Source organism: Chitinophaga fulva, assembly GCF_012927205.1.
GTDB lineage: Bacteria > Bacteroidota > Bacteroidia > Chitinophagales > Chitinophagaceae > Chitinophaga > Chitinophaga fulva.
Genome location: NZ_JABBGC010000003.1, coordinates 83,977 through 104,789, shown reverse-complemented (window position 1 = coordinate 104,789; position 20,813 = coordinate 83,977). Strand labels below are relative to the sequence as shown.

Here is a 20,813-nt window from a genome sequence, read left to right as displayed (position 1 = left end):
TATTTTTCGGCCTGCCAGTAAATTCCGTGGAATGATTAATCTGAATCTGAAGGCCGAAGCGGCCAATACTTACGATGCTATAGTAGTAGGCTCCGGTATTACCGGCGGCTGGGCAGCCAAAGAGCTGTGTGAAAAAGGGCTGAAAGTGCTGATGATAGAAAGGGGTCGTCAGCTGGAACATGTAAAGGATTACGAAACCGCTACCGCCGCTCCCTGGGAAGTGCCCCACCGTGGCGTGCTCACCAACGAGCAGAAAAAAGACCATCAATTTCTTATCCGGGAGAAAGTATACACGGAATTCAACCATAGTTACTGGATGAAAGACGGTGACAACCCGTACACCGAAGAAAAACGGTTCGACTGGCAGCGTGCCGATATTGTAGGCGGCCGTTCCATCATGTGGGGCCGGGGTTCCCTGCGCCTCAGCGACCTGGATTTTGAAGCCAATATCAAAGAAGGCATCGGCATCGACTGGCCCATACGGTATAAAGACCTGGCACCGTGGTACTCCCATGTAGAGGCCTTTGCCGGTATCAGCGGACAGGCGGAAGGGCTGCCACACCTGCCGGACGGCGTGTTTCAGCCACCAATGGAAATGAACTGCTTTGAAAAACATGTGAAAGGGAAGCTGGAAGCAGCTTTCCCGGAAAGACGCATGACCATCTTCCGTACGGCCAACCTCACACAGGCCATTGGGGACCGCAACAAGTGCCAGTACCGCGACCGTTGCTCCCGTGGATGCCCGTTCGGTGCGTATTTCAGCACACAGGCATCTACTTTGCCGGCAGCGGTGAAAACAGGCAATCTCACGCTGTTGACAGACTCGCTCGTCAACAGTATCATCTACGACGAAAGTAAAGGCAAAGCCACCGGCGTACGTGTCATCGATAAACACACCAAAGAGATGACTGAGTACCATGCCCGTATCATCTTCCTCAATGCTTCTGCACTGGCCAGTACTTTTGTGCTGCTCAATTCCACCTCCAGCCGTTTCCCGCAAGGGTTGGGCAACGATAATGATGTATTGGGCCACTACCTGATGGACCATCACTTCCATGCCGGCGCCAGCGGTATGTCCGAAGATTTTGCCGATAAATATTACCATGGCCAGCGCCCTGCCGGTTTTTATATCCCGCGTTTTGCCAATGTGGGGAAAGACAAAAGGGATTACCTGCGTGGGTTTGGTTATACCGGCTACAGCAGCCGGAACGGATGGGCGAGAGGTATCGCTGAACTGGGCGTAGGCGGCGCATTTAAAGACTATATCTCAGAACCCGGCCCATGGCAGATGGGACTGATGGGCTTCGGCGAATGCCTGCCCTACAAGGAAAATATGGTCAGCCTTGACCATACCGTAAAAGACGCATGGGGCCAGCCGGTACTAAAGATCAACTGCGAATTCAAAGACAATGAAATGAAGATGCGCAAGGATATGGCCGGTGAAGCCGCTGCCATGCTGGAAGCAGCAGGACTGAAAAATGTGCAGCCGTTCGACCGGGACTCCTATCCCGGAATGGCCATCCATGAAATGGGGACTGCCCGGATGGGCAGGGACCCTAAAACATCGGTGCTCAACGAATGGAACCAGGTACATGCCGCGAAAAACGTATTTGTGACCGATGGGGCCTGTATGACTTCTTCCGCCTGCCAGAACCCAAGCCTTACCTATATGGCGCTTACCGCCAGGGCGGCCAACCATGCCGTGGAGGAGCTGAAACGGCAATCGTTATAAATTTCCGGGGATTCCCCCACGTTTCCCCGGTTTCCCAGGGCTAAAGCCCTGGGCTAAGATGTTATTCAGGTTCATTCGTAGTATACATACAAAACAGCCTGAAAGACAACTTAGCCCAGGGCTTTAGCCCTGGGAAACCGGGGGCCAAGGAATGGGAACAGATCCCGCATTTCCCAGGAGAGGTCATTCAACACCAAAACAAATAATTCAAGATCTATGCATCCTTACTCTGAATGGACAGTAATATTGGTTTTCCTCGTTATCGAAGCAGTGCTGATCGTGAAATACGGCGGGAGGGTAGTCGAAACCTACCGTCAATACCGGGAAAACGAGGTCCGTGGCGTGGTACTGGCCTTCAGGATCGTTCTCCTTGTCTTGCTGCTGACTGCTGCGGTGTTGCTGGACATCACCCTGTGGCCGGCCGGAAAAGAAGGGCAGGGGCTTTAGCCCTGGGGCTGCTTGACAACCCGATTTTCGCGGTATATTTGCAGTCCTATGCATAAGGGACCTCCTGGTTATCTATACCAACTTACACTGCGAACGTGGAATTACATCGTCAATGTTGGCGTAAGTCCGCTGATGCCCTTCATCGAATCCCGGCGTACCAAACTATTGAACCTGCTGGCCATTCCCTGCATCCCTTTTATGCTGTTTTTCGCTGTCCTGAATTGTAGTCAGGGCCGCTACCTGTTAGCCGTCTTTAACCTGCTGACCAGCTGTATCAATGTATTTGTTTTATGGCTGCACTGGAAGCAGCGTTACCTTAGCGCCCGGCTGGTGGCCATTCTCTGTAGCGTGGTGATATACACTTTTACCGGCCTTTTCTTTCACAACGGCGCGGAATATTTCCTGCTCAATATCCTGCTCAGCTGCCTGCTGGTATATGACAACAAATGGCTCAATGCTGGTTTGGGCCTGCTGATCATCAGTGCCTTCCTGGTGATCGTGCTGATGCCGCAGCACTGGTATCTTGCAGACCCGGTGCCACGGAGCCGGGTATGGGCCAATATAGCCACATCGCTTGTTTTTATCATTGTGGCCCTGAGTTTTTTCAAACATATCCAGTCGGATTACCAGCTGGAGATAGAGAAACAACGGGAGGCGCTGGCTACCATGAACAAAGACAAAGAGAAGCTTTTTTCTATTGTGGCACATGATATCCGCAGTCCGCTCGCTACGCTGGAAATCCTGCTGGACATGTTCCGGAAGGGGGAATATCCGGAAGACGAGATGGAAGAAGCGGCGGCCATCCTGCATAAAAAGATATCGCAGCTGGGAGGCTCGCTGGATAATGTGTTGCGCTGGAGTTCCCGCAGTATGAAAGGCATTCAGGCGCAGCCCGTTAATTTTTACCTGGGACCGCTGGCCACTGAGGTATTGTATTTTTTTGAGATGACCATCCAGCAGAAAGGGATTACGGTGGAGACCAGCATTCCGGATGACCTGATGCTGTATGCCGATAAGGACCAGGTATCGGTGATACTGCGTAATTTCCTTAGCAACGCGCTCAAGTTCAGTTATGCCGGTGGTGTAATAGAGCTGAAAGCACAGGCGGTGGGCGCGCAGGTAGGCATTGGCATTACAGATCATGGCACCGGCATGCCCCCTACGCAGGTATTAAACCTTTTCTCCTACAACCAGAGCCCTGGCTACGGTACAGGCGGGGAGCGGGGAACAGGCCTCGGACTGATTCTCTGTAAAGAGTTTGCCCAACAGAATAACGGAACAATCACGGTGGAAAGCAACGTCGATAAAGGCACTCGCTTCACTGTTTACCTGCCGGTTGGCATAACGGTCCTCAAAGAAGGGGAATAGTATCTAAACAGCCTTTGCCAGGGTGCGGCGGCCACGGATAACAGGCTCCTGTTTTATTTCCACAGATTCACCTTCTGTATGCATACTTTTCTTTTTGCTTTCCATCAGCTGGCGGAAGGTTTCCATGTATTCTCCGCCCCATGCTTCCATAGAGGCCACCACAGGTAACATCGATTCACCGAAGGGAGTCAGGAAATATTCCACTTTCGGGGGCATCTCCGGATAGATCACTCTTTTGATGATGGCATGAAACTCCAGTTCCCGCAGCTGGAGGTCCAGCACGCGGCGGCTGGCAGAAGGAATGGCCCGTTGCAGGTCTGCCGGTCTTCTGACACCATTGTTGATCAGATAGATCAGATAGGATTTCCATTTACCACCGATAATTTCCATCAGAACGGCCATGCCACAGCTAAAGTTTTTGGGAATCTTCTTTTCGTACATCGTCTCAGTTTTTATACGCTGACAAATTTATCCCTATTTCCGCAAACGGGGGATACGGAAAAAATTATCCGTATCCGAAGATAATTGCCATTCTTGACTCTTTCGCTTTATCGGCGTCACTTTGTGTTGTCAAAAAACGAACAACAGACACATTCAAAGCAAATCCATTCAACACAAAAACAAGTAAGATGAAACAAGGAAAATACGAAGGAAAGAAAGTGGTAGTCACCGGTGGAACACATGGTATAGGACTGGCAACCGTGAAAATGTTGCTCGAAGAAGGCGCTACCGTCTTGCTGACGGGCCGTAACCCCGCCAATGTGGAGGCTGTCCGCCAGACGCTGGGCGACCGGGCCTATGCTATTGTCTCCGATGCCGCCAGCATAACGGACATCAAAGAGCTGGGCGCCATTGTCCGGGAGAAACTGGGCACTATCGACTTGCTGTATATTAACGTCGGCATCTCATCGCTGACCATGCTGGATACCGTGACGCCTGAAGCTTATGACCAGGCATTTGCCATCAACACCCGGGGCAGCTTTTTCACGGTACAGCAACTGGTGCCACTGATCAACAGGGGCGGGTCTATCGTTTTCACCACTTCCGTGGCCGATAACTCCGGTTTCGCCGGTATGAGCGTGTATTCCGGTACCAAAGCCGCGCTGCGGGCTTTCGCCAAAAACTTTGCCGCCGAACTGCTGCCTAAAGGTATCCGGGTGAATGCTGTCAGCCCCGGCTTTATAGACACGCCTACCATGGGTGTTACGGATGCCACCGAAGCGGAGAGGGCTGCTTTCCGTAAAACCGGGGATATCCTCACCCCGATGGGCCGCCACGGCTCTCCTGAAGAAGTGGCTAAAGCCGTGCTCTTCCTCGCTTTCGACGCTACCTTCACCACCGGGGAAGAGCTGCTGGTAGACGGTGGGATAGGGCAGAGGCTCACTCCGGCTGAAAAGCTGGCCTGACGGCTCAGGGTCTTTTTTCCTCAACTCAAAGGAAATTCATTTGCAGTAGCATTTTGCTACTGCATTTTTGTGTCCGGTAATATGAACGAAGACAGTAGGGGCTGTTTTGATTACTTAAAGCCAACAATCATATGATGAAACCTGCAAAGTACACGATGATTACGGGGGCCAGTTCAGGATTGGGGAAGGAGTTTGCCCGGCAATGTGCCGCTATGGGCAGAAACCTTATCCTGATGGCGCTGCCGGGAGGTAATATGTTCTCCCTGGCGGAGAGCCTGGAGCTGGAATATGGGGTGGATGTCCGGTTTTTTGAGTTCGACATGACCAATACCACGTTATTGCAACAGACGCTGGAGGAAGTAATGTCACAATACCAGGTGGATTTCCTGGTCAATAATGCGGGCATTGGCGGTACATCAGCTATTACAGACACTTCGCTGGAACGGATCGATAGTATTATCCAGCTGAATATCCGCAGTACGGTGATCGTTACCCGGATGCTGATACCGCACCTGTTGCAACATAAAGAGAGTTACATCATGAATATCGCCAGCATGGCGGCATTCACGCCCATTGCCTATAAAACGGTATATCCGGCCTCCAAGGCTTTCATCTCTTCCTTTTTCCTGGGATTAAGGGAAGAGCTGTCCGGCACCGGGTTGTTTGTCAGCGTAGTGTACCCCGGGCCTATCATGACCAATTCGCATACCTCCCGCCGGATCATCGGGCAGGGCTTCAAAGGTAAAATAGGACTGCTGAATACGTCGGAGATAGCGGCCATCGCACTGAAAGGGACGTTCAGTAAATGCCGGGTGATCATCCCCGGATTGATGAACCGGATCAACCACACCCTGATGCAGCTGTTGCCGTTGTCTTTCAAACTAAAACTGGTGTCAAGGGAAGTGAAAAAGGAAATACAATTTACCATCTGATCAAAAACATGAAGACAGTACTAGTGACAGGCGCCAATGGTTTCCTTGGCTCCAACCTTACCCGGGAACTGTACCGGCAGGGATATGACATCAAGGCGATAATAAGGCCTACCGCCGATCTGAAAGGGATCGCCGATATTCCCTGTGAAGTGTATTACGGACATATCGATAATCCGGATGATGTGATGGCGGCGGTGGCCGGTTGCAGCATCGTGGTGCATGCGGCCTGTATCACCGATCAGTGGGACATCCCGTTTGAGGAATATGAACGGATCAACTACACCAGTACGCGTTATATCGTGGAAGCCTGTATCCGGCATAAGGTGGAACGATTCATTTATGTGAGCACCGCCAATACCATCGGGCCTGGCAGCCGGCTGCACCCGGGCAGTGAGTTGAATGGCTTTACCTTGTTCAACGCCAATTCCGGTTATATCAACACCAAATACCTCGCACAACAGTATGTGCTGGAACAGGTGGCGGCATCGCGCCTGCCGGGAGTGGTGGTGAATCCCACTTTTATGCTCGGCCCCTGCGATGTGAAGCCCAGCTCAGGAAAGTTACTGTTGTACGGTCTGGGAAAGAAAGTACTTTTTTATCCCCCGGGGGGAAAAAATTTTGTGCACATACAGGATGTATGCAGGGGAATCATCAATGCGATCACTTATGGCAAAACGGGCGACTGTTACCTGTTGGCCGGGCATAACCTCAGTTACCGGGAGTTCTTTGCCCTGGTAAACCGGGTGGCGGGGGAAAAGAAGCTGATGGTGCGTATCCCGAAGGTGGTGCTTAAAATGGGAGGGATGGCCGGTTCGCTGTTGCAACGTTTTACACGATTTCACAGCAAGCTGAATTATACATCGGCTTATCTCTTGTGTATCGATAATTATTATTCAGGCAAAAAATCAGAACGGGAGCTGCAGGTGAGGTATACGCCGATTGAAGATGCGGTCAGCGGCGCTTTTAACTGGTTCCGGGAAAATAACTATTTTTAGGAGTACGGTATACTATGAATTTCCAGGAAAACGAACCTTTATTCTCCAGCAAACTGTTCCTGTATCTGTCCAGGATACTGGTATTGTTCACTTTCAGCATCATCTTCAAATCTTTCGATCACACGTTTGTGAATGATTTGCGGGTGATGGATGTCAGGGGATGGACCTTCAGTGTGGTATATGTGGTATTTGGACTGATCGTATGGGAAGGGGCGGTATGGCTGGCCCGGATACTCGAGAAGCGGATAGGGGGCGGCAGCGCTTCCCGCCGGCTGACGGTCCTGTGTTGCGCATTGGTATTGTATGGTATGCTGGCAGCTGTTGCTTTCGGCTTCCTGTATGCGGTCACCGACATTGTATTGTTTCATCGTTATGAGGCATGGCAGAGTTTTAAGCGGCTCAGTTACGACCTCAACTTCGGTATCTTCATGTTTTACCTGCTGATACTGACGTTCAACGGGATTATCTATTATTACACCGCCTGGAAGGAGTACCAGGTGCAGGCGGAGCGGCTGAAGCGGGAGAATATACAGGCGCGGTATGATGCGCTGCGTAACCAGATAGACCCGCATTTCTTTTTTAATTCGCTGAGCGTGCTGACCAACCTGGTGTACAAAAGCCCGGACCTGTCGGCCGACTATATCACACAGCTGGCTAAAACCTATCGTTATATTCTCGACAAAAAGTTTGAGAACCTTGTCACCATACAAACAGAGCTGGACTTCCTGGAGTCTTATCTCTTCCTGATGCGGATACGGCATCAGCAGAGCATTCAGTTCGGGATAGATATTGATGAAAAAATACGCAGCAAAGGGATGATACCCCCGGTATCGTTGCAGCTGCTGATCGAAAACGCGATCAAACATAACCGCTTTTCTTCCGCTGATCCGCTGGTGATCACCGTAAAACATGAAGAAGGATGCCTGGTGGTGTCCAATCGTATCCGCCGTAAAGCCAGCACAGAGATATCGTCCGGTATCGGACTGGAGAACATACAGAAGCGTTATGCGCTGATCAGTGAACAGGGGATTGAAGTATTACAGGCGGACGATATGTTTATTGTAAAAATTCCGATTATAACTGCCACATAACTGCCACATGAAGATAGTCATATTTGAAGATGAGATGCATAACGCCGAACGCCTGATACAACTGTTACGCCAATACGATCCGCGAATAGAAGTCGTAGCTGTGATAGAGTCTGTTGCAGACGGTATCAAATGGCTGGAGCAGGGCATCACCGCAGACCTGATGATGATGGACATCCAGCTGTCTGACGGCAACTGCTTTGAAATGTTCAGCCAGGTGAAAGTAAACACGCCCATTATCTTCACGACCGCTTACGATGGCTTTGCCTTGCAGGCTTTTAAGGTGAACAGTATCGACTATCTGATGAAGCCAATAGATACAGAGGAGCTGAAGCGGGCGTTGCAGAAATATGAACATTTCCGGCCTTCCGCTGCTACTGCCATCAGTATAGAGAAGATTGCCGAAGAGTTCATGAAACGTAACAATACCCGCTTTATCGGCAAAATCAACAATCAGCTGGTATATGTGAAAGCACAGGACATCGCTTACCTGCATTTCGCCAAAGGGATGACGGTGGCCACTACGGTCACGAACCAACGTTTTCCACTGGATTATTCACTGGACCAGATAGAGAAAATGCTGGACCGCAACGTGTTTTTCCGGATCAACCGGCAGTTTATCATCCATATTGATGCCATCAAAAAAATAACGACCTATTACAATAACAGATTAATTCTTCAATTAGCGCCTTATGTTGATACTGATGTTATTATTAGCCGTGAGAGGGTGGCGGAATTCAAGAACTGGCTTGAAGGCAAAAGCTAATGCTGTCAAGCAGTGAATAACGTAACTACCTTCCTGTACTGAATTACAGCAAGTTAACTTTGTCTGTACACTTTCGAATCTTCCATTACAAAGGCTGGCTGTGGGGCCGGCCTTTACTTTTGAGCCCGCTTTCAGTGTTCGGGTAATATTGCTGCAAATGACCACGCAGCACGGGCAAAGGCAGGTTTTTTATTCGAAATATCACGATAAAAATAATTCTGGAATAAACGCAGAATTCCCTTAAATTAGAATACGGTTCAGCCGTTAGGTTTAGTTACCCAAAACGAATAACCTTAAATTATCAACTATGTCTTTATATACCCGAACCTCCTTTTCCATTGGGGAACACCAGTTTACATCATTCCATTCTTTACAATTGTCACAGACCATTCGGGGGCACCATCATTTCCGGATACTGATCGGGTATGACTGGCTGGAGAAGCTGGGACAGGGCATGTTCAGTGCCGCACGAAATTTCCTGGGTAAAGAGATCAGTATCACCATTAAACCAATGGATACGTTTGGGACATATAAAGCAGTTATCTTCAATGGTTTGGTAACGGGTATTCATACAGGAAAGGAAAATGACGGTACTCACGGTTTCTGTGTGATATCCGGTAGCAGTCCTACCATATTGCTGGAAAATGACCCTCATATCGCCACCTTTGAGCAGCAGTCTTTACAGCGCATTGTCATGGTCGCGCTCAAAGGTACCAGCCCTTATACGCAAACTGAGGTAAGTCCGGAACATGAGGAAAACATGAAGTATATTGTCCAGTACAGGGAAACCGCTCAAGAATTCATTACCCGGCTGGCAGCCAGGTACGGAGAGTGGTATTTCTATGACGGGCAGAAAATAATTTTTGGCAAATACACACCGCAAAAAGTCGCCCTCACCCATCAACAGGACCTGATGGACTTTGACGTTTCACTGGAAGTGAAACCCAATAATATACAGTTCACCGGCTATGAATACCGGAAGAACACAGTGGTGGAAAATGATACCTTGTCGCAGTCTGCTGTTTCCATGAACAGCTATGTGTCCCATCTGAAAGACGTTAGTGAAAAACTGTACCGTAAGCCTTCCCTGTTTAAACCCAACTACGGTTTTAGCGGAGATGCCAAAGCACAGCTGGACGACCTCACTGCCTTGCAACAACGGGGACGGCTATCTGAAATGGTGGTACTGAGCGGTACAAGCAGCAATACTTCCCTGAAAATAGGTGACATCGTTTCCATCAGTGAAAGCGCTGCCGTAAATGTTCATCACGGGGAGTTTGTGGTGACAGGTCTCGAACATCACTGTACCGAAAACGGAGACTATCACAACGTATTTACCGCCATTCCGGCGGATACCGCGATGCCCAGGGTAGACCTTACCCCACTGAGCGGCTGCGAACCGCAGAGCGCTACCGTAACAGACAATGCCGATCCCAAAGGGCTGGGCCGGGTACGGGTGCGCTTCCGCTGGCAGCAGCAGGGCTCAACACCATGGATACGGCTGGTGGCGCCCCACGGTGGTCCCAATAAGGGATTTTATTTCATACCCGAAATAAATGAAGAAGTGTGGGTAGCCTTTGAAAGCGGCAATCCTGAAGCTCCCTATGTATTAGGCACCACCTATAACGGTGACGAAAAAACGGAATTTGTGGATGACCAGAACAATATCAAGTGTATACGTACCCGTAGCGGGCATACCATCAAACTGGATGATACCAGCAATGGAGAAAGCATCACCATCACAGACAAAAACGGTAATATCATCACCCTGGACACTACCGGCAAGCACATTCACATCACAGCCCCGGAAAACCTGAACCTTACCGCTAAAAATATCCATATCACCGCTAAGGAAAATATCACCATGGACGCTGGCAAAAATGTGGTAGCCGACGCCGCCGACAACATCCGGGTCACAGCCGGCGAAGAATATGCCCTGAAAGCGACCAATATCAGCGGAGAAGCCGGGGATGGCATTTCTTTCTTTGCACAGGAAGACTACAAACAAACGTCCGGCACCATGCAGCTGCTGTCGTTATTGGGAGATATGAAGATCATCGGAAGCGGTACCACAGTATTGCAGGGCAACAAGAAAGTCAAAATCAGCAAAGGGTAATGCAAAACCTTATTTCCATGCCCCGGGACCTGCAAATCAAAGGCAGCATGCAAGCGCTGTTTCAGGTCCGCACGTCTGCATATACCCGTCTTCGTGAAACTGCCGTTGAAAACGCCTCTCAACGCCATCTGCAGGTATCCTGGGAAGATATGGACAATGGCCGCCAGCTGATCACTTGTCAGGTAGTCCGGGAGAAACTGGAGCTGGATTCCTCCTGCTATCATCTTGAATATATTATCAAAGCCATCAGCGCGGTTACCCGCTATGTTGCGTTTTATGTAGATGACCAGCAACAGGTCACCGGCATCGCCAATATGCCTGATATACACGAAGCATGGATGGAAGCTAAAGCTGGCCTGTGGGCTGACTATAAAGGCACGGAGATACAACAGCTGACAGAAGGGTATGACAACCGCTTCGGAAATGAAAAAGCCCTGCTTGACGACCTGCTGCAGTATAACCTCCATGGCCTGTTCCTCAACCGGATCAATACCGCTTATCCTTTCTCCGGAGAAAGGCAGTACCACAAACAATACAATGCCGTTTTTAACCAGGCCCCGTTGCCTGTTACTGAAACCCGGCGTATTTTGGAAAGACGATCGGCCACAGACCCACTGCGGGTGCAGGTAACCGGCAGCCTCAACGAAACGCAGCTGAATACCACCGCCATCGGGCAATATCTTTTTGAAACACTGGAAATGCCTGCCAGCGAAGAAGCGGAGCTGTTACTGGAACAGTACCAGGGCGACTATCTGCTCCACCACAACAGCCACGTGCCTGTCAAAGCGGATCTTAAATACCGGCTTACGATAGGACAGGATTACGTGAGAAAAGTTGCTTTCCGGATTGATTTACTTGAATCCTGACATATGGGAAAACAACAGAAGCCCCCGGGCAAACCCAAAGAGGAAAAGAAAAAAGAAGAAAAGCCTGCCCCCAAAGGGAGCAAATATGTATGCGACCAGGCGCTCCTGAAGTGCAGCTGCGGAAGCAGTCCGGGGCAGCTTAAAGTTGCTGCCAACCTGTTTGTATTTCTCCAGGATGAACTGAAAGCTACCTCCAAAGACAAGACCGTGGCGCCAGCTTTCGGGACCTGTTCCGCTCAGCGCAATAGCCCCTGCAGTCCAGCCCTGATGGAATGGCAGGAGGTAGCGGAAGATGTGAGCCTGGAAGAGGGCACCTATTTCCTGCTGGAAAAATCTACTAACCAGTGTTCCTCCGGCGGAGGGAAAATCACCATCACTGACGGTAAACAGAAAGCAACGGTCAAAGACATTAAGATACCCACAGCAGACCTTCCGCTGGTTACTCCCATGGAAGTGGAGAACAAGGAAGTAGTGTGGTATGTGTCCAACGAAGTATACAATCCCGTTCCGGAAAGTGACCGCTGGTATAAAGTGGATGAAACCAAACATACCTTCATCCAGGAAAAAGCCGGCAGCAAAGTATTGGGGGAACTGGTGCCTCATGCCTCCAACCCTTCACTGGCCACCTATACAGACGCCAAGGGAAAACAGACCACCTACAAAAAGGGGGTAGGTGCTCCTTATGATTACGGGAATAAAAAGGCATCCTTCAAAGAAAAACTCGAATCGATTTATCCTGTTTATCTGAGGAATGGCGTGTTCACCAACGCTTACCCTACCTACAAAATGTTTGTCTACAAAGGTGAGAATGCCGGCGACGCCAAAAAGAAACTGGATCAGGACATCGGAAGCGGTTCCCATGGCAATGCCGCGCTCCTGATGGAACTGGCACGCCATACCCGTGATAACAATACCACGTATTATAAAACCGGTGGACCTGTGCCTCCAACTGGACTCAACGGGCAACCGGAATATTATGCAATGAACTATGTGATCAGCGAAACAGCCCGCTACAGGGTAGTGCTGGATAAAACAGATACCAATCTAAAAACGGTCCTGGCTTCTCCATACCGGGGCGGGATATCTGTGGACCCCTTCGTATCGGGTGACCTGGAAGGTTGTCTGGGTATTCGGAACGGGACCGGGGGGTATTTTCAGCAGATTGCCGGGATTAATAAAGTAAAGTATTTTAACAGCCTGAATGATAAACTGACAGACCTCATGCCCGAATTAAAGAATATATACCGGACAACGAAAGGGAAAGGTAAAATGGCCGTGGCCTTTGATGAAAAGAAAGAAGCGTTGTTTTACGTAAAGGTAGATCCGCTGCCTGAAATATCTCCGGACACCTGTTATAAGCCATGGCAGGATGCGGTGAAAACAAAACAGGAAGCATGGAGAAAAGCACAGCAGACGCCTGCTACACCTGCGCCTGCAAAAGAAAATGATACCGGGAAAACATTAAAATCCCTCTTTGGAAGGTTGTTTATGGTAGCATGGCTGAGTATTACTGCTTCGTCTTGTGCCAACGGATCGCAACCGGCCCATGCAACTGCGGATACTGCTGTCAGCAAGGCGTCTTCCGATACAGCTGCGCTCAGGCAATGGACGGACGCGCTGCGGAATGCAGATACCACACAGCTCGCGCAACTGCTGTCGCAGCATTTTGATCCCAATACCATTCTGGGTGCTGACACCACTATTTCCTTCGGGGATATAGGCCAGCTGCCTTTGCATATCACCCGGTATACATCGCTCTTTTATGTGTACGATTATAGTAAACTAATAGGCAGCCAGCTGGCCAAAAGAGCGTCCACTCCCCAGGCTATGCAGCAAAAACAGCAGGACCTTTCTCTCTGGTTGGTCCGTCATAGTGCCACGGTTACCGCAGAGGTAGTGAAGATGTGGCTGTTGACGAAATCGCCCCTGTCCTTTTTGCGGCAGGCGGCGCCGGTCACCGTATTGCGTCAATACAGCCAGGACGGGCTCATGGCAGCCGCTTTACGGGGAAATAACGGCAACGATGTGATCAGTTACCTGCTGGATAATAAAGTGTCGCTCAATGGAGTGACTGACGCTATCAGAAAACAATACAGCCGGGACTATACTGTTTCGCCGGAAACATTGTCCCTGCTTGTCCGCCATGGCTACAAAACAGAAGAAGCCGGGTTCAGCCTCCTGCAATATGCCGTGTTCATGCTCGATGAGAAGAACGTCACAGCCGAACTACAAAAAGGTGCTTCTGTGGTGACGCCATCTTCCTGGTTCTTTATCCAGGATGATATGATTGACGGAGGCAGCGGGGAAATTAAACTGTCGGCCCGCCAGATTGCCGCCAGGACCCTTTCCTTTTATAAAGAACGTGGAACGACTGGCAGCGCCTCATTTAAGAAGGCCCAAAGGGTCGCTTCCCTGTTACAAAAATCCAAATGAAGCCGTTATGGTAAAAGTAAAATCACAACCGCCACCACCGGCAGATGTGCCCGTTCCGGAAGACCGTCCTTTGCCACCAGACCCTGATGAGGGCATAGATGACTCTTTTCATGGCCCCCAGGGCGAAACTCCGCAGACTAATAAACAGGCCGGCGACCCTGAATACAATGGTGTGGCCAGTCATGAAAAAGATGAGAAGGAAGAAGCATATAAATGTCCTGAATGTGAAAAAGAGATAACTACGGAACAGGTGAAGTATATCATCGAACAAAAAGATAAAAAGGGAAACGTGATCGCGCTGTCGGCAGATGATGAAAAACATCTTACCGACATCTTAACCTATGTAAACAAGTATCGTAAAGATTATAACCTGGACACGTGTTTAAGGAAAGCGCATTTCATATCGCAGGCAGCCGCAGAATGCGGACGGTTCAGTACCTTCGAGGAAGGACTGAACTATGGGCACAAAGGCTTAAGGGCCAACTTCGACAAATATTTCTCTTCTTCTTTTAAAATCAATGATTACTTCGATCCTAAACATCAGCGCTATAACTGTTTCACCAAAGCGGAGATCTCCAGCCTGCTGATAGTGGAGTATAAAAAGAAAGACGAGAAAAATAAGAAAGACATCCAGACGCTGTTGGATGGCGAATATAAAGACCTTACCCTCGATGAAACACTGTTATATGGCAGGGTGGATGAGAAAGATGGTGTGGTGATCAAAGATGACGCTACCCTTAAAATATCGGTCAAAAAACATGACGCTTTCAAGATTAAGTGGCCTTCCCGCGCCTATGGCGACAGAATGGAAAACGGAAAAGAAAGTTTGCAGAACGGCTACCGTTTCCGCGGCCGGGGAATTATCCAGCTGACAGGTAAAGGAAACTATAAAAATTTCTCCGATCATCGAAAAGATCACCCTTTCCCGGATGATACTACCGGCTATATCGATTTCACCACCAATGATTCCGGGGATTCATTAAAAGGTAATTATGATAAGCTGGCTGATACCGCTAATATGATGTACCCGGTACAGTCTGCCGTAGTGTTCTGGGCTGTCACCACCAAAATACTCGCCACCTATGCGGACCAGGACGATATTAAATTGACCACCCTGAAAGTAAACGGTGGTTACAAACACCTGGGGGAAAGGAATGAGTTCATCAAAAGGGCTCGCCTGGACGACGGGCTGAAAGTATTTACCCATTATCGTAACTTACATGCTAACGGGACCAAATCACAGAAGGATATCGTCATCAAAAACCTGAAGCTGTTATCTGAAAGCAGAACAAAAAAAGATGAGGCCACTGGTAAAATGGTGGAGATGAAAGATCCCGAAGGAGAAAACCTTAAAAATGAACTGGCGCCCGAAGAAACCAAGCCTAAAGCTGGTGACAAACCAGGCGCCAAAAAAGAAGGAGCACCGGCGGTAGCTCCGGCTAAAAAAAATTGATGAAAAAAAACGCTATAGTCTGCTTGTTGATGTTATTCAGCCACCTGAGCGTAGCTCAGGACAGTCTGCGTAAAATATATCTGAAAGCCGGGATAGACCTGTCCAAAGCTATTACTGCAGGGGAGGTGACACAGGAAGACGGTATATATTTTTTCACCGCCGCAGGGCAGCATACACCGCTGTCTGAACTGCTGATGACTGATTCGCTGGACATTCGTCAGGTAGAAGAAGATGTTATTTTTCCGCAACTGAAATATACCCTTCATCTGAAATACCTCGATATCAATGGTTCCAACCGGAAATACGGCGGGGATATCACCAACCTTCGCCCGCTGATGAACCTGAAAGAGCTGACCCACCTTAATATCAGTGACAACCAGATAAAAGACCTGACATCCCTCCGTGGCTTGATACAACTCCAATACCTCGATGCCCGGCAAAATAAACTGGTCAGCCTGGCCGGCATTGAACCTCTGCGCAACCTCCGGGTGCTGCTGATCGGGTATGGCGGAGAGCTGTTGCCCATCAAAGATCTCCTGCCCCTGAAAGATAAAACAGATTTACAGGTACTAACGTTACCAGGTTGTAATATCACGGATATTACAATCATAATGGGCCTCAAAAAGCTGCGGCAGCTGGACCTCAGCACCAACAAGATCAAGGGACCAATCACCCTGTCAGGGTTTACGGACCTGGAGGAACTGGACCTTACCCATAACAAGATTACAGCACTGAATACCGCCTCCATGCCCCGGTTGAAAAACTTTAGGGTGGGAGACAATTTTTTAACAGTACTCCCCTCATTGTCAGTATTCCCTGTACTTGAAAACCTCTCGGCGGCATTTAATAACCTTACTGCTATCACCTGCACAACACCTCTCCATCACCTTACGACCCTCTATCTAAAGGGGAATAAATTGGAGGAGATCAGCTTTGTCCGCTGTATGCCTGCATTACAGGAAGCGGATATCTCTAATAACAAGGTAAAGGACCTGAGGCCACTACTGGCACTTCCTAAAGTTAAGATCGTCTGCCCGGGAAACCCGGTGGATAGTACACTGTTGGATAATGCGGGGAAAAAAAGGTTATTTTTGTAGCAAACCCTTTATTCCTGATATGAAAATAATATCCCTGTATTGTAAGTTAACATTGTTAGCCTTTTTGTTTGCTTTTTCCGGTGCCCGTGCGCAGACCAACGATGTTTATGTTACCTCCGTTACCTTTCCTGGTAATTATGTGGTTGGCGACTATGTTGAGTTTCTGAAAACAACACCTTCCAATGCCGGTGCTTCCGGGCATTATGAGGTATCGATTTCGTATACGCGCGGCAACATTGCGGCTGCGGCCACTTTCCTGGTGAGCGTGTCTCATGCTAACCCGGATGTCTGGAGAGAAGCTGGCCGTATCAACAAAGGGGGATATACTGAATCCACCGTTGAAAGTTTTGCCATCGACGTCAATTCCCAATATGGGAACGTACGTTTCCGTGTGAGGGCCATGGCCACCTGGGGTGTTGCGGCAGATATAACGGTGCATATTAAAGTGCGTTCTGTTAACTTTACCGATAGTTGGATACCCTTGAGCGCAAAGGGAAATACTGCTGCTCCTGCAGGGTTAATGCCTATGACTAACGAATGGAATCTCTTTGTCGGTAATCCATATAGTGCAGCCTCGGCCAAAGTAGCAATAGCCGCCAATATAAATGGCGACGTAGGTATCGGCACCCGTACGCCACAGTCCAAACTGGCAGTGGCGGGCACTATTACCGCACAAAGAATAAAAGTGACCGCTACCGGTTGGCCTGATTATGTGTTCCACAAAGACTACCAACTGCCTTCCCTGCAGGAAGTAGGAAATTATATCCAAAAGAATGGCCATCTTCCTGAAATGCCAGCGGCCGCAATAGTGGAAAAAGAAGGCCAGGACGTAGGGGAGATGAATAAGGCGTTGTTGAAAAAAGTAGAAGAGCTGACTTTATACCTGTTGGAAGAAAACCAGCAGCGTAAAAAGCTGGAAGCAGAAATGAGCGCGCTCAGAGATAAGCAGCGTGTGCTGGAACAGCAGCTACAGGCGTTGCAGCAAAAGTAATTTCCGGGCTGTTTGCTTTCCTTTGCCCTTTTGGGTAATTTTAGGAAGAATCAAATGCAATAGTCATGAAAAACACCGGCACCTTATGCGTGCATCCGCTGGAGCCTTCCGGTACCCTGGATGGGGCGGTTACCGCCGCTGTGATGCCCGCTGTGGCGTATGCCTATACAGATACGGATACCCTGCGGTATCCGGGTTTTTATTCGACTTACAATCAGCTGCGGCTGGGACAGATAGTAGCCAATCTCGAAAAAGGCAGCTGGGGCATGGCCTATAGCTCCGGTATGGCAGCTATCAGCACCGCTATCCTGTCATTTGCGCAGCAGGGCGATCATGTGCTGTTCTCGCGCGACCTGTATGGCGGCACATGGAAACTGGCCGAGCAGGAGCTGCCCAAACGGGGTATCCGTTGCAGTTATGCCGGTAATACGCTCGCCGAATTTGAAGCTCACCTGGAAAAACATACAAAAGTTATCTACCTCGAAACGCCCGCCAATCCGTTGCTGAGCATTGTGCCCTTAAAAGCCATCGCGTCGCTGGCTGCCAGCAAGGGGATTGTTACCATTGTAGACAACACTTTTGCCACGCCGCTGAATCAACAGCCGTTGCTCCTCGGTATCGATATCGTGATACACAGCGGCACCAAATACCTGGGCGGCCACAATGACCTGCCTTTCGGCGTGCTGGTATCGGCACATGCCGAACATCGGGACAGGATCATGGACACAGCCAAAATGTATGGTGGATCATTGGCGCCACAGGAGTGTTATCTGGCAGAGAGAAGCCTTAAAACGCTGGCGTTGCGCGTACAACAGCACAATGCCAATGCGCTCTCACTGGCCGAATACCTGTCTGTTTGCCCGGAAGTAGGGCAGGTGTTTTACCCCGGTTTGCCCACTCATCGCGATTATCAGCTGGCCTGCGACCAGATGACCGCCTTCGGCGGGATGCTGTCTTTTGAGCTGAATACCACACCGGACAAGCTGAACGCTTTCCTCGGCCATCTTGAACTGATCCGGCCGGCGCTGAGCCTCGGTGGCGTGGAGAGCCTTATTTGCCAGCCTTCCACCACCTCGCACCGCGCCTTGTCAGCTGCTGCCCGGCAGGAGCTGGGCATCGCCGATAACCTGCTGCGGCTGTCTGCCGGCATAGAAGACGTGGCCGACCTGAGAGCGGATATTGAACAGGCGATGCGCCGTGCAGGCATTTGATATATGTTGTACCTTGCGGCACATGAGCAATACCATAGTTAACCTGACCGACACCTTGTTTGCAGAAACGGATGGCAACAAGTTCGCCACCCTGAAAGATAAACTCATCCGCAGTTATGCCGGCAAAGACCGGCAGGCGGTGATTGAAGCATTTGTACGTTATGCCCGCGAAGGCCGGTTGATGCACTGGCGCACATTCCTGATGACAGATATCGTTCGGTTGGTTGCTCCTGCTGAAAATACATGGCGGCCCTTCTTTGAATGGGCTGTGACAGAACCTTCCCTCACTTATTGGGGAATAGATGGCTTACTGAAAACCGCCGGCCGCGAGGCTTATCCCACGCTCATAACTTTGGCTGCCAACGAAGATCTCCCGACAGAGCAGCGTGCCAAAGCAGTTAAAAGCCTGGCTATGTACAGCCGTCAGCCGTTTGACAGAGAACTTCCTTCAGACCCTGGCTACTGGAAGCCGGAGCAACTGCGGCTGGCTGAACTGGTAGCCTGGCAGGAACAAGGATACCCCGATGGCGCTGGATATGCACCGCCACAGGTGCATCCGTCGCTGCTCCATCCGGGCAATGATTTCGAGAAACTGATGGCTAAACTGGATAAGCTGCTGGAGAAAAAACGCCGTAAAAATAAAGATCATGCTAACCCATCTGACTGGCTCGTGGTGGCCGATGAAAAGGACATGACGTATATACGTGGCCGTTGGGCGCTGCCGGAAGTATATGCTACTTTCCTGCAATACTATTCCCCACTGAAAGTAACCCTCACCGGACCAGACTTTGTGGAGGGCCTTTCCCTGTACGGCGCCCGCGAACTGGCGGAGCGACAAGGCGGTTATGCCTACAATGCCGTTACCGAAGAAAATCTGGCTGACTGGCCTCCGTATCTGCTGGTGATTGGTGATGACGGTGCTGATCCGTATTGCCTGGACCTTTCGGCAGCGAAAGATGGCGATGCCCCGGTATATACCGCTGCACATGGTCAGGGAACATGGGACTTCGAACTGTATGCAGAAAATTTTACCATGTTGATCGCAAAACTTATCAGCGGTAAATAATAACTGTTACCTTTAGGATATACCTATGTAAATATGCGCTATGCCTTGTTTTGCTGGCTGCTGATACTCGCCGCCTGTGGCCGGCCTTCCCGCCCTGTTTCCAGATTATTTACACAAGATTCGGGGTTCATCAACAAAAAGGAAGTACTGGATTTCCTTGTTTCAAAGCATATGGGAGATACAGCAGGCCACCGGTGGACGTATTATGATGACACAGACGTTGTTGGAAAGTACTACAGGCTGCCGGATGGCAACGTGATCGCGTGTATGAAAAATATGCGGGAAGGTGATCTTAGCGAGCATCTGCTGCTGGAGATCACTCCCGCCGATAGCATCATTAAGCGGGAACCTTATACGCACTGGATGTACGCCTGTTGTTGGGACGGTTTTGACGGATTTATGAAGTCAGGGGACTACTTTGTTTATAAAGCATGCGGAACGGGTACAGGTTATTGTTCTTCTAATACATACTACTTTCAGCATGTGACACCCCAGAATGACCTATCCTATGTCATGACCGGTTACTGGAATTCAATGGGCCGCATGGGAACAAATTGTTCCTCGCGGATCAGTAGTCAAAGTGATTTAAACGGGGATACGCTGACAATACATTATAAGTTAGAGGAGTTTGACCGGGATGACAGCACCCGCAGTCATCCTGACTATACCATTCCTTTCACCGTTGTTTTTCTAAAGGACGAATATGGATGGAGTGCTATTGATAGTACGTTGTTGAAAGAGTATGAACTGTATTAAAAATATACTCTGATTAAAGATATCTTCCTCCTATGCGCTATCTCTTGTTTTGTTGGTTGCCTTTGCTGATGGCCTGTAACAACCATCCTC

18 protein-coding genes are annotated in these 20,813 nt (G+C 49.6%); 17 read left to right on the top strand and 1 reads right to left on the bottom strand.

What is annotated here, in order from left to right:
• The first annotated feature begins 31 nt into the window (after positions 1-31).
• The 3 genes from HHL17_RS23625 to HHL17_RS23615 all read left to right on the top strand — a co-directional run bounded on the left by HHL17_RS23625 (position 32) and on the right by HHL17_RS23615 (position 3,547).
• On the top strand, positions 32-1,732 hold the full coding sequence (locus HHL17_RS23625; protein ID WP_169227321.1) for a GMC oxidoreductase: 1,701 nt from the start codon (positions 32-34) through the stop codon (positions 1,730-1,732).
• A 216-nt stretch (positions 1,733-1,948) separates the two neighbouring features.
• Complete coding sequence (locus HHL17_RS23620) at positions 1,949-2,179, top strand: hypothetical protein (protein ID WP_169227320.1); 231 nt, start codon at positions 1,949-1,951, stop codon at positions 2,177-2,179.
• Positions 2,180-2,227: 48 nt separating this feature from the next.
• Positions 2,228-3,547 (top strand): sensor histidine kinase, encoded by a 1,320-nt coding sequence (locus HHL17_RS23615; protein ID WP_169227319.1) that lies wholly within the window; start codon positions 2,228-2,230, stop codon positions 3,545-3,547.
• Positions 3,548-3,550: 3 nt separating this feature from the next.
• Here the strand turns inward: HHL17_RS23615 and HHL17_RS23610 are convergent, their stop codons facing one another.
• Positions 3,551-3,988, bottom strand: coding sequence for a winged helix-turn-helix transcriptional regulator (locus HHL17_RS23610; RefSeq protein ID WP_169227318.1), 438 nt, complete (start codon positions 3,986-3,988; stop codon positions 3,551-3,553).
• 188 nt (positions 3,989-4,176) lie between these two features.
• Here HHL17_RS23610 and HHL17_RS23605 point away from each other — a divergent pair, with 188 nt between their 5' ends.
• From HHL17_RS23605 to HHL17_RS23540, 14 genes are all read left to right on the top strand, one after another.
• Positions 4,177-4,953, top strand: a complete 777-nt coding sequence (locus HHL17_RS23605) for an SDR family oxidoreductase (RefSeq protein ID WP_169227317.1) — start codon at positions 4,177-4,179, stop codon at positions 4,951-4,953.
• Between the two features lie 131 nt (positions 4,954-5,084).
• A complete protein-coding gene (locus HHL17_RS23600) occupies positions 5,085-5,885 on the top strand; it encodes an SDR family NAD(P)-dependent oxidoreductase (RefSeq protein WP_240975958.1) in 801 nt (266 codons plus the stop codon).
• Positions 5,886-5,893: 8 nt separating this feature from the next.
• The gene (locus tag HHL17_RS23595; RefSeq protein ID WP_169227316.1) at positions 5,894-6,880 is read left to right on the top strand and encodes an NAD-dependent epimerase/dehydratase family protein; all 987 of its coding nucleotides are present in this window, start codon (positions 5,894-5,896) and stop codon (positions 6,878-6,880) included.
• 14 nt (positions 6,881-6,894) lie between these two features.
• Complete coding sequence (locus HHL17_RS23590) at positions 6,895-7,971, top strand: sensor histidine kinase (protein WP_169227315.1); 1,077 nt, start codon at positions 6,895-6,897, stop codon at positions 7,969-7,971.
• Positions 7,972-7,978: 7 nt separating this feature from the next.
• Positions 7,979-8,734: a LytR/AlgR family response regulator transcription factor gene (locus tag HHL17_RS23585; protein WP_169227314.1), complete on the top strand. Its 756-nt coding sequence runs from the start codon at positions 7,979-7,981 to the stop codon at positions 8,732-8,734.
• A 307-nt stretch (positions 8,735-9,041) separates the two neighbouring features.
• Complete coding sequence (locus HHL17_RS23580; RefSeq protein ID WP_169227313.1) at positions 9,042-10,850, top strand: type VI secretion system Vgr family protein; 1,809 nt, start codon at positions 9,042-9,044, stop codon at positions 10,848-10,850.
• A complete protein-coding gene (locus HHL17_RS23575; RefSeq protein ID WP_169227312.1) occupies positions 10,850-11,716 on the top strand; it encodes a hypothetical protein in 867 nt (288 codons plus the stop codon). The genes HHL17_RS23580 and HHL17_RS23575 overlap by 1 nt, the downstream gene beginning before the upstream one ends.
• Positions 11,717-11,719: 3 nt before the next feature.
• Positions 11,720-14,149: a DUF4280 domain-containing protein gene (locus HHL17_RS23570; RefSeq protein WP_169227311.1), complete on the top strand. Its 2,430-nt coding sequence runs from the start codon at positions 11,720-11,722 to the stop codon at positions 14,147-14,149.
• 7 nt (positions 14,150-14,156) lie between these two features.
• Positions 14,157-15,602, top strand: a complete 1,446-nt coding sequence (locus HHL17_RS23565) for a hypothetical protein (protein ID WP_169227310.1) — start codon at positions 14,157-14,159, stop codon at positions 15,600-15,602.
• Positions 15,602-16,699, top strand: coding sequence for a leucine-rich repeat domain-containing protein (locus tag HHL17_RS23560; RefSeq protein ID WP_169227309.1), 1,098 nt, complete (start codon positions 15,602-15,604; stop codon positions 16,697-16,699). The genes HHL17_RS23565 and HHL17_RS23560 overlap by 1 nt, the downstream gene beginning before the upstream one ends.
• 19 nt (positions 16,700-16,718) lie before the next feature.
• Positions 16,719-17,690 (top strand): tail fiber protein, encoded by a 972-nt coding sequence (locus HHL17_RS23555; RefSeq protein ID WP_169227308.1) that lies wholly within the window; start codon positions 16,719-16,721, stop codon positions 17,688-17,690.
• A gap of 65 nt (positions 17,691-17,755) precedes the next feature.
• Entirely contained in the window at positions 17,756-18,901 is a 1,146-nt protein-coding gene (locus tag HHL17_RS23550) for a trans-sulfuration enzyme family protein (RefSeq protein WP_169227307.1), read from the top strand.
• A 22-nt stretch (positions 18,902-18,923) separates the two neighbouring features.
• Positions 18,924-19,967 (top strand): SMI1/KNR4 family protein, encoded by a 1,044-nt coding sequence (locus HHL17_RS23545; protein ID WP_169227306.1) that lies wholly within the window; start codon positions 18,924-18,926, stop codon positions 19,965-19,967.
• Positions 19,968-20,000: 33 nt separating this feature from the next.
• The gene (locus tag HHL17_RS23540; RefSeq protein WP_169227305.1) at positions 20,001-20,723 is read left to right on the top strand and encodes a hypothetical protein; all 723 of its coding nucleotides are present in this window, start codon (positions 20,001-20,003) and stop codon (positions 20,721-20,723) included.
• The last annotated feature ends 90 nt before the right edge of the window (positions 20,724-20,813 follow it).

Excerpts from the sequence above, each read along its gene's own strand:
- HHL17_RS23590 (WP_169227315.1), top strand. The coding sequence starts at position 6,895 with ATGAATTTCCAGGAAAACGAACCTTTATTCTCCAGCAAACTGTTCCTG.
- HHL17_RS23610 (WP_169227318.1), bottom strand. The coding sequence starts at position 3,988 with ATGTACGAAAAGAAGATTCCCAAAAACTTTAGCTGTGGCATGGCCGTT.
- HHL17_RS23585 (WP_169227314.1), top strand. The coding sequence starts at position 7,979 with ATGAAGATAGTCATATTTGAAGATGAGATGCATAACGCCGAACGCCTG.
- HHL17_RS23560 (WP_169227309.1), top strand. The coding sequence starts at position 15,602 with ATGAAAAAAAACGCTATAGTCTGCTTGTTGATGTTATTCAGCCACCTG.
- HHL17_RS23555 (WP_169227308.1), top strand. The coding sequence starts at position 16,719 with ATGAAAATAATATCCCTGTATTGTAAGTTAACATTGTTAGCCTTTTTG.
- HHL17_RS23565 (WP_169227310.1), top strand. The coding sequence starts at position 14,157 with ATGGTAAAAGTAAAATCACAACCGCCACCACCGGCAGATGTGCCCGTT.
- HHL17_RS23605 (WP_169227317.1), top strand. The coding sequence starts at position 4,177 with ATGAAACAAGGAAAATACGAAGGAAAGAAAGTGGTAGTCACCGGTGGA.
- HHL17_RS23600 (WP_240975958.1), top strand. The coding sequence starts at position 5,085 with ATGATGAAACCTGCAAAGTACACGATGATTACGGGGGCCAGTTCAGGA.
- HHL17_RS23550 (WP_169227307.1), top strand. The coding sequence starts at position 17,756 with ATGAAAAACACCGGCACCTTATGCGTGCATCCGCTGGAGCCTTCCGGT.
- HHL17_RS23625 (WP_169227321.1), top strand. The coding sequence starts at position 32 with ATGATTAATCTGAATCTGAAGGCCGAAGCGGCCAATACTTACGATGCT.
- HHL17_RS23540 (WP_169227305.1), top strand. The coding sequence starts at position 20,001 with ATGCGCTATGCCTTGTTTTGCTGGCTGCTGATACTCGCCGCCTGTGGC.
- HHL17_RS23620 (WP_169227320.1), top strand. The coding sequence starts at position 1,949 with ATGCATCCTTACTCTGAATGGACAGTAATATTGGTTTTCCTCGTTATC.
- HHL17_RS23595 (WP_169227316.1), top strand. The coding sequence starts at position 5,894 with ATGAAGACAGTACTAGTGACAGGCGCCAATGGTTTCCTTGGCTCCAAC.
- HHL17_RS23580 (WP_169227313.1), top strand. The coding sequence starts at position 9,042 with ATGTCTTTATATACCCGAACCTCCTTTTCCATTGGGGAACACCAGTTT.
- HHL17_RS23615 (WP_169227319.1), top strand. The coding sequence starts at position 2,228 with ATGCATAAGGGACCTCCTGGTTATCTATACCAACTTACACTGCGAACG.
- HHL17_RS23575 (WP_169227312.1), top strand. The coding sequence starts at position 10,850 with ATGCAAAACCTTATTTCCATGCCCCGGGACCTGCAAATCAAAGGCAGC.
- HHL17_RS23545 (WP_169227306.1), top strand. The coding sequence starts at position 18,924 with ATGAGCAATACCATAGTTAACCTGACCGACACCTTGTTTGCAGAAACG.
- HHL17_RS23570 (WP_169227311.1), top strand. The coding sequence starts at position 11,720 with ATGGGAAAACAACAGAAGCCCCCGGGCAAACCCAAAGAGGAAAAGAAA.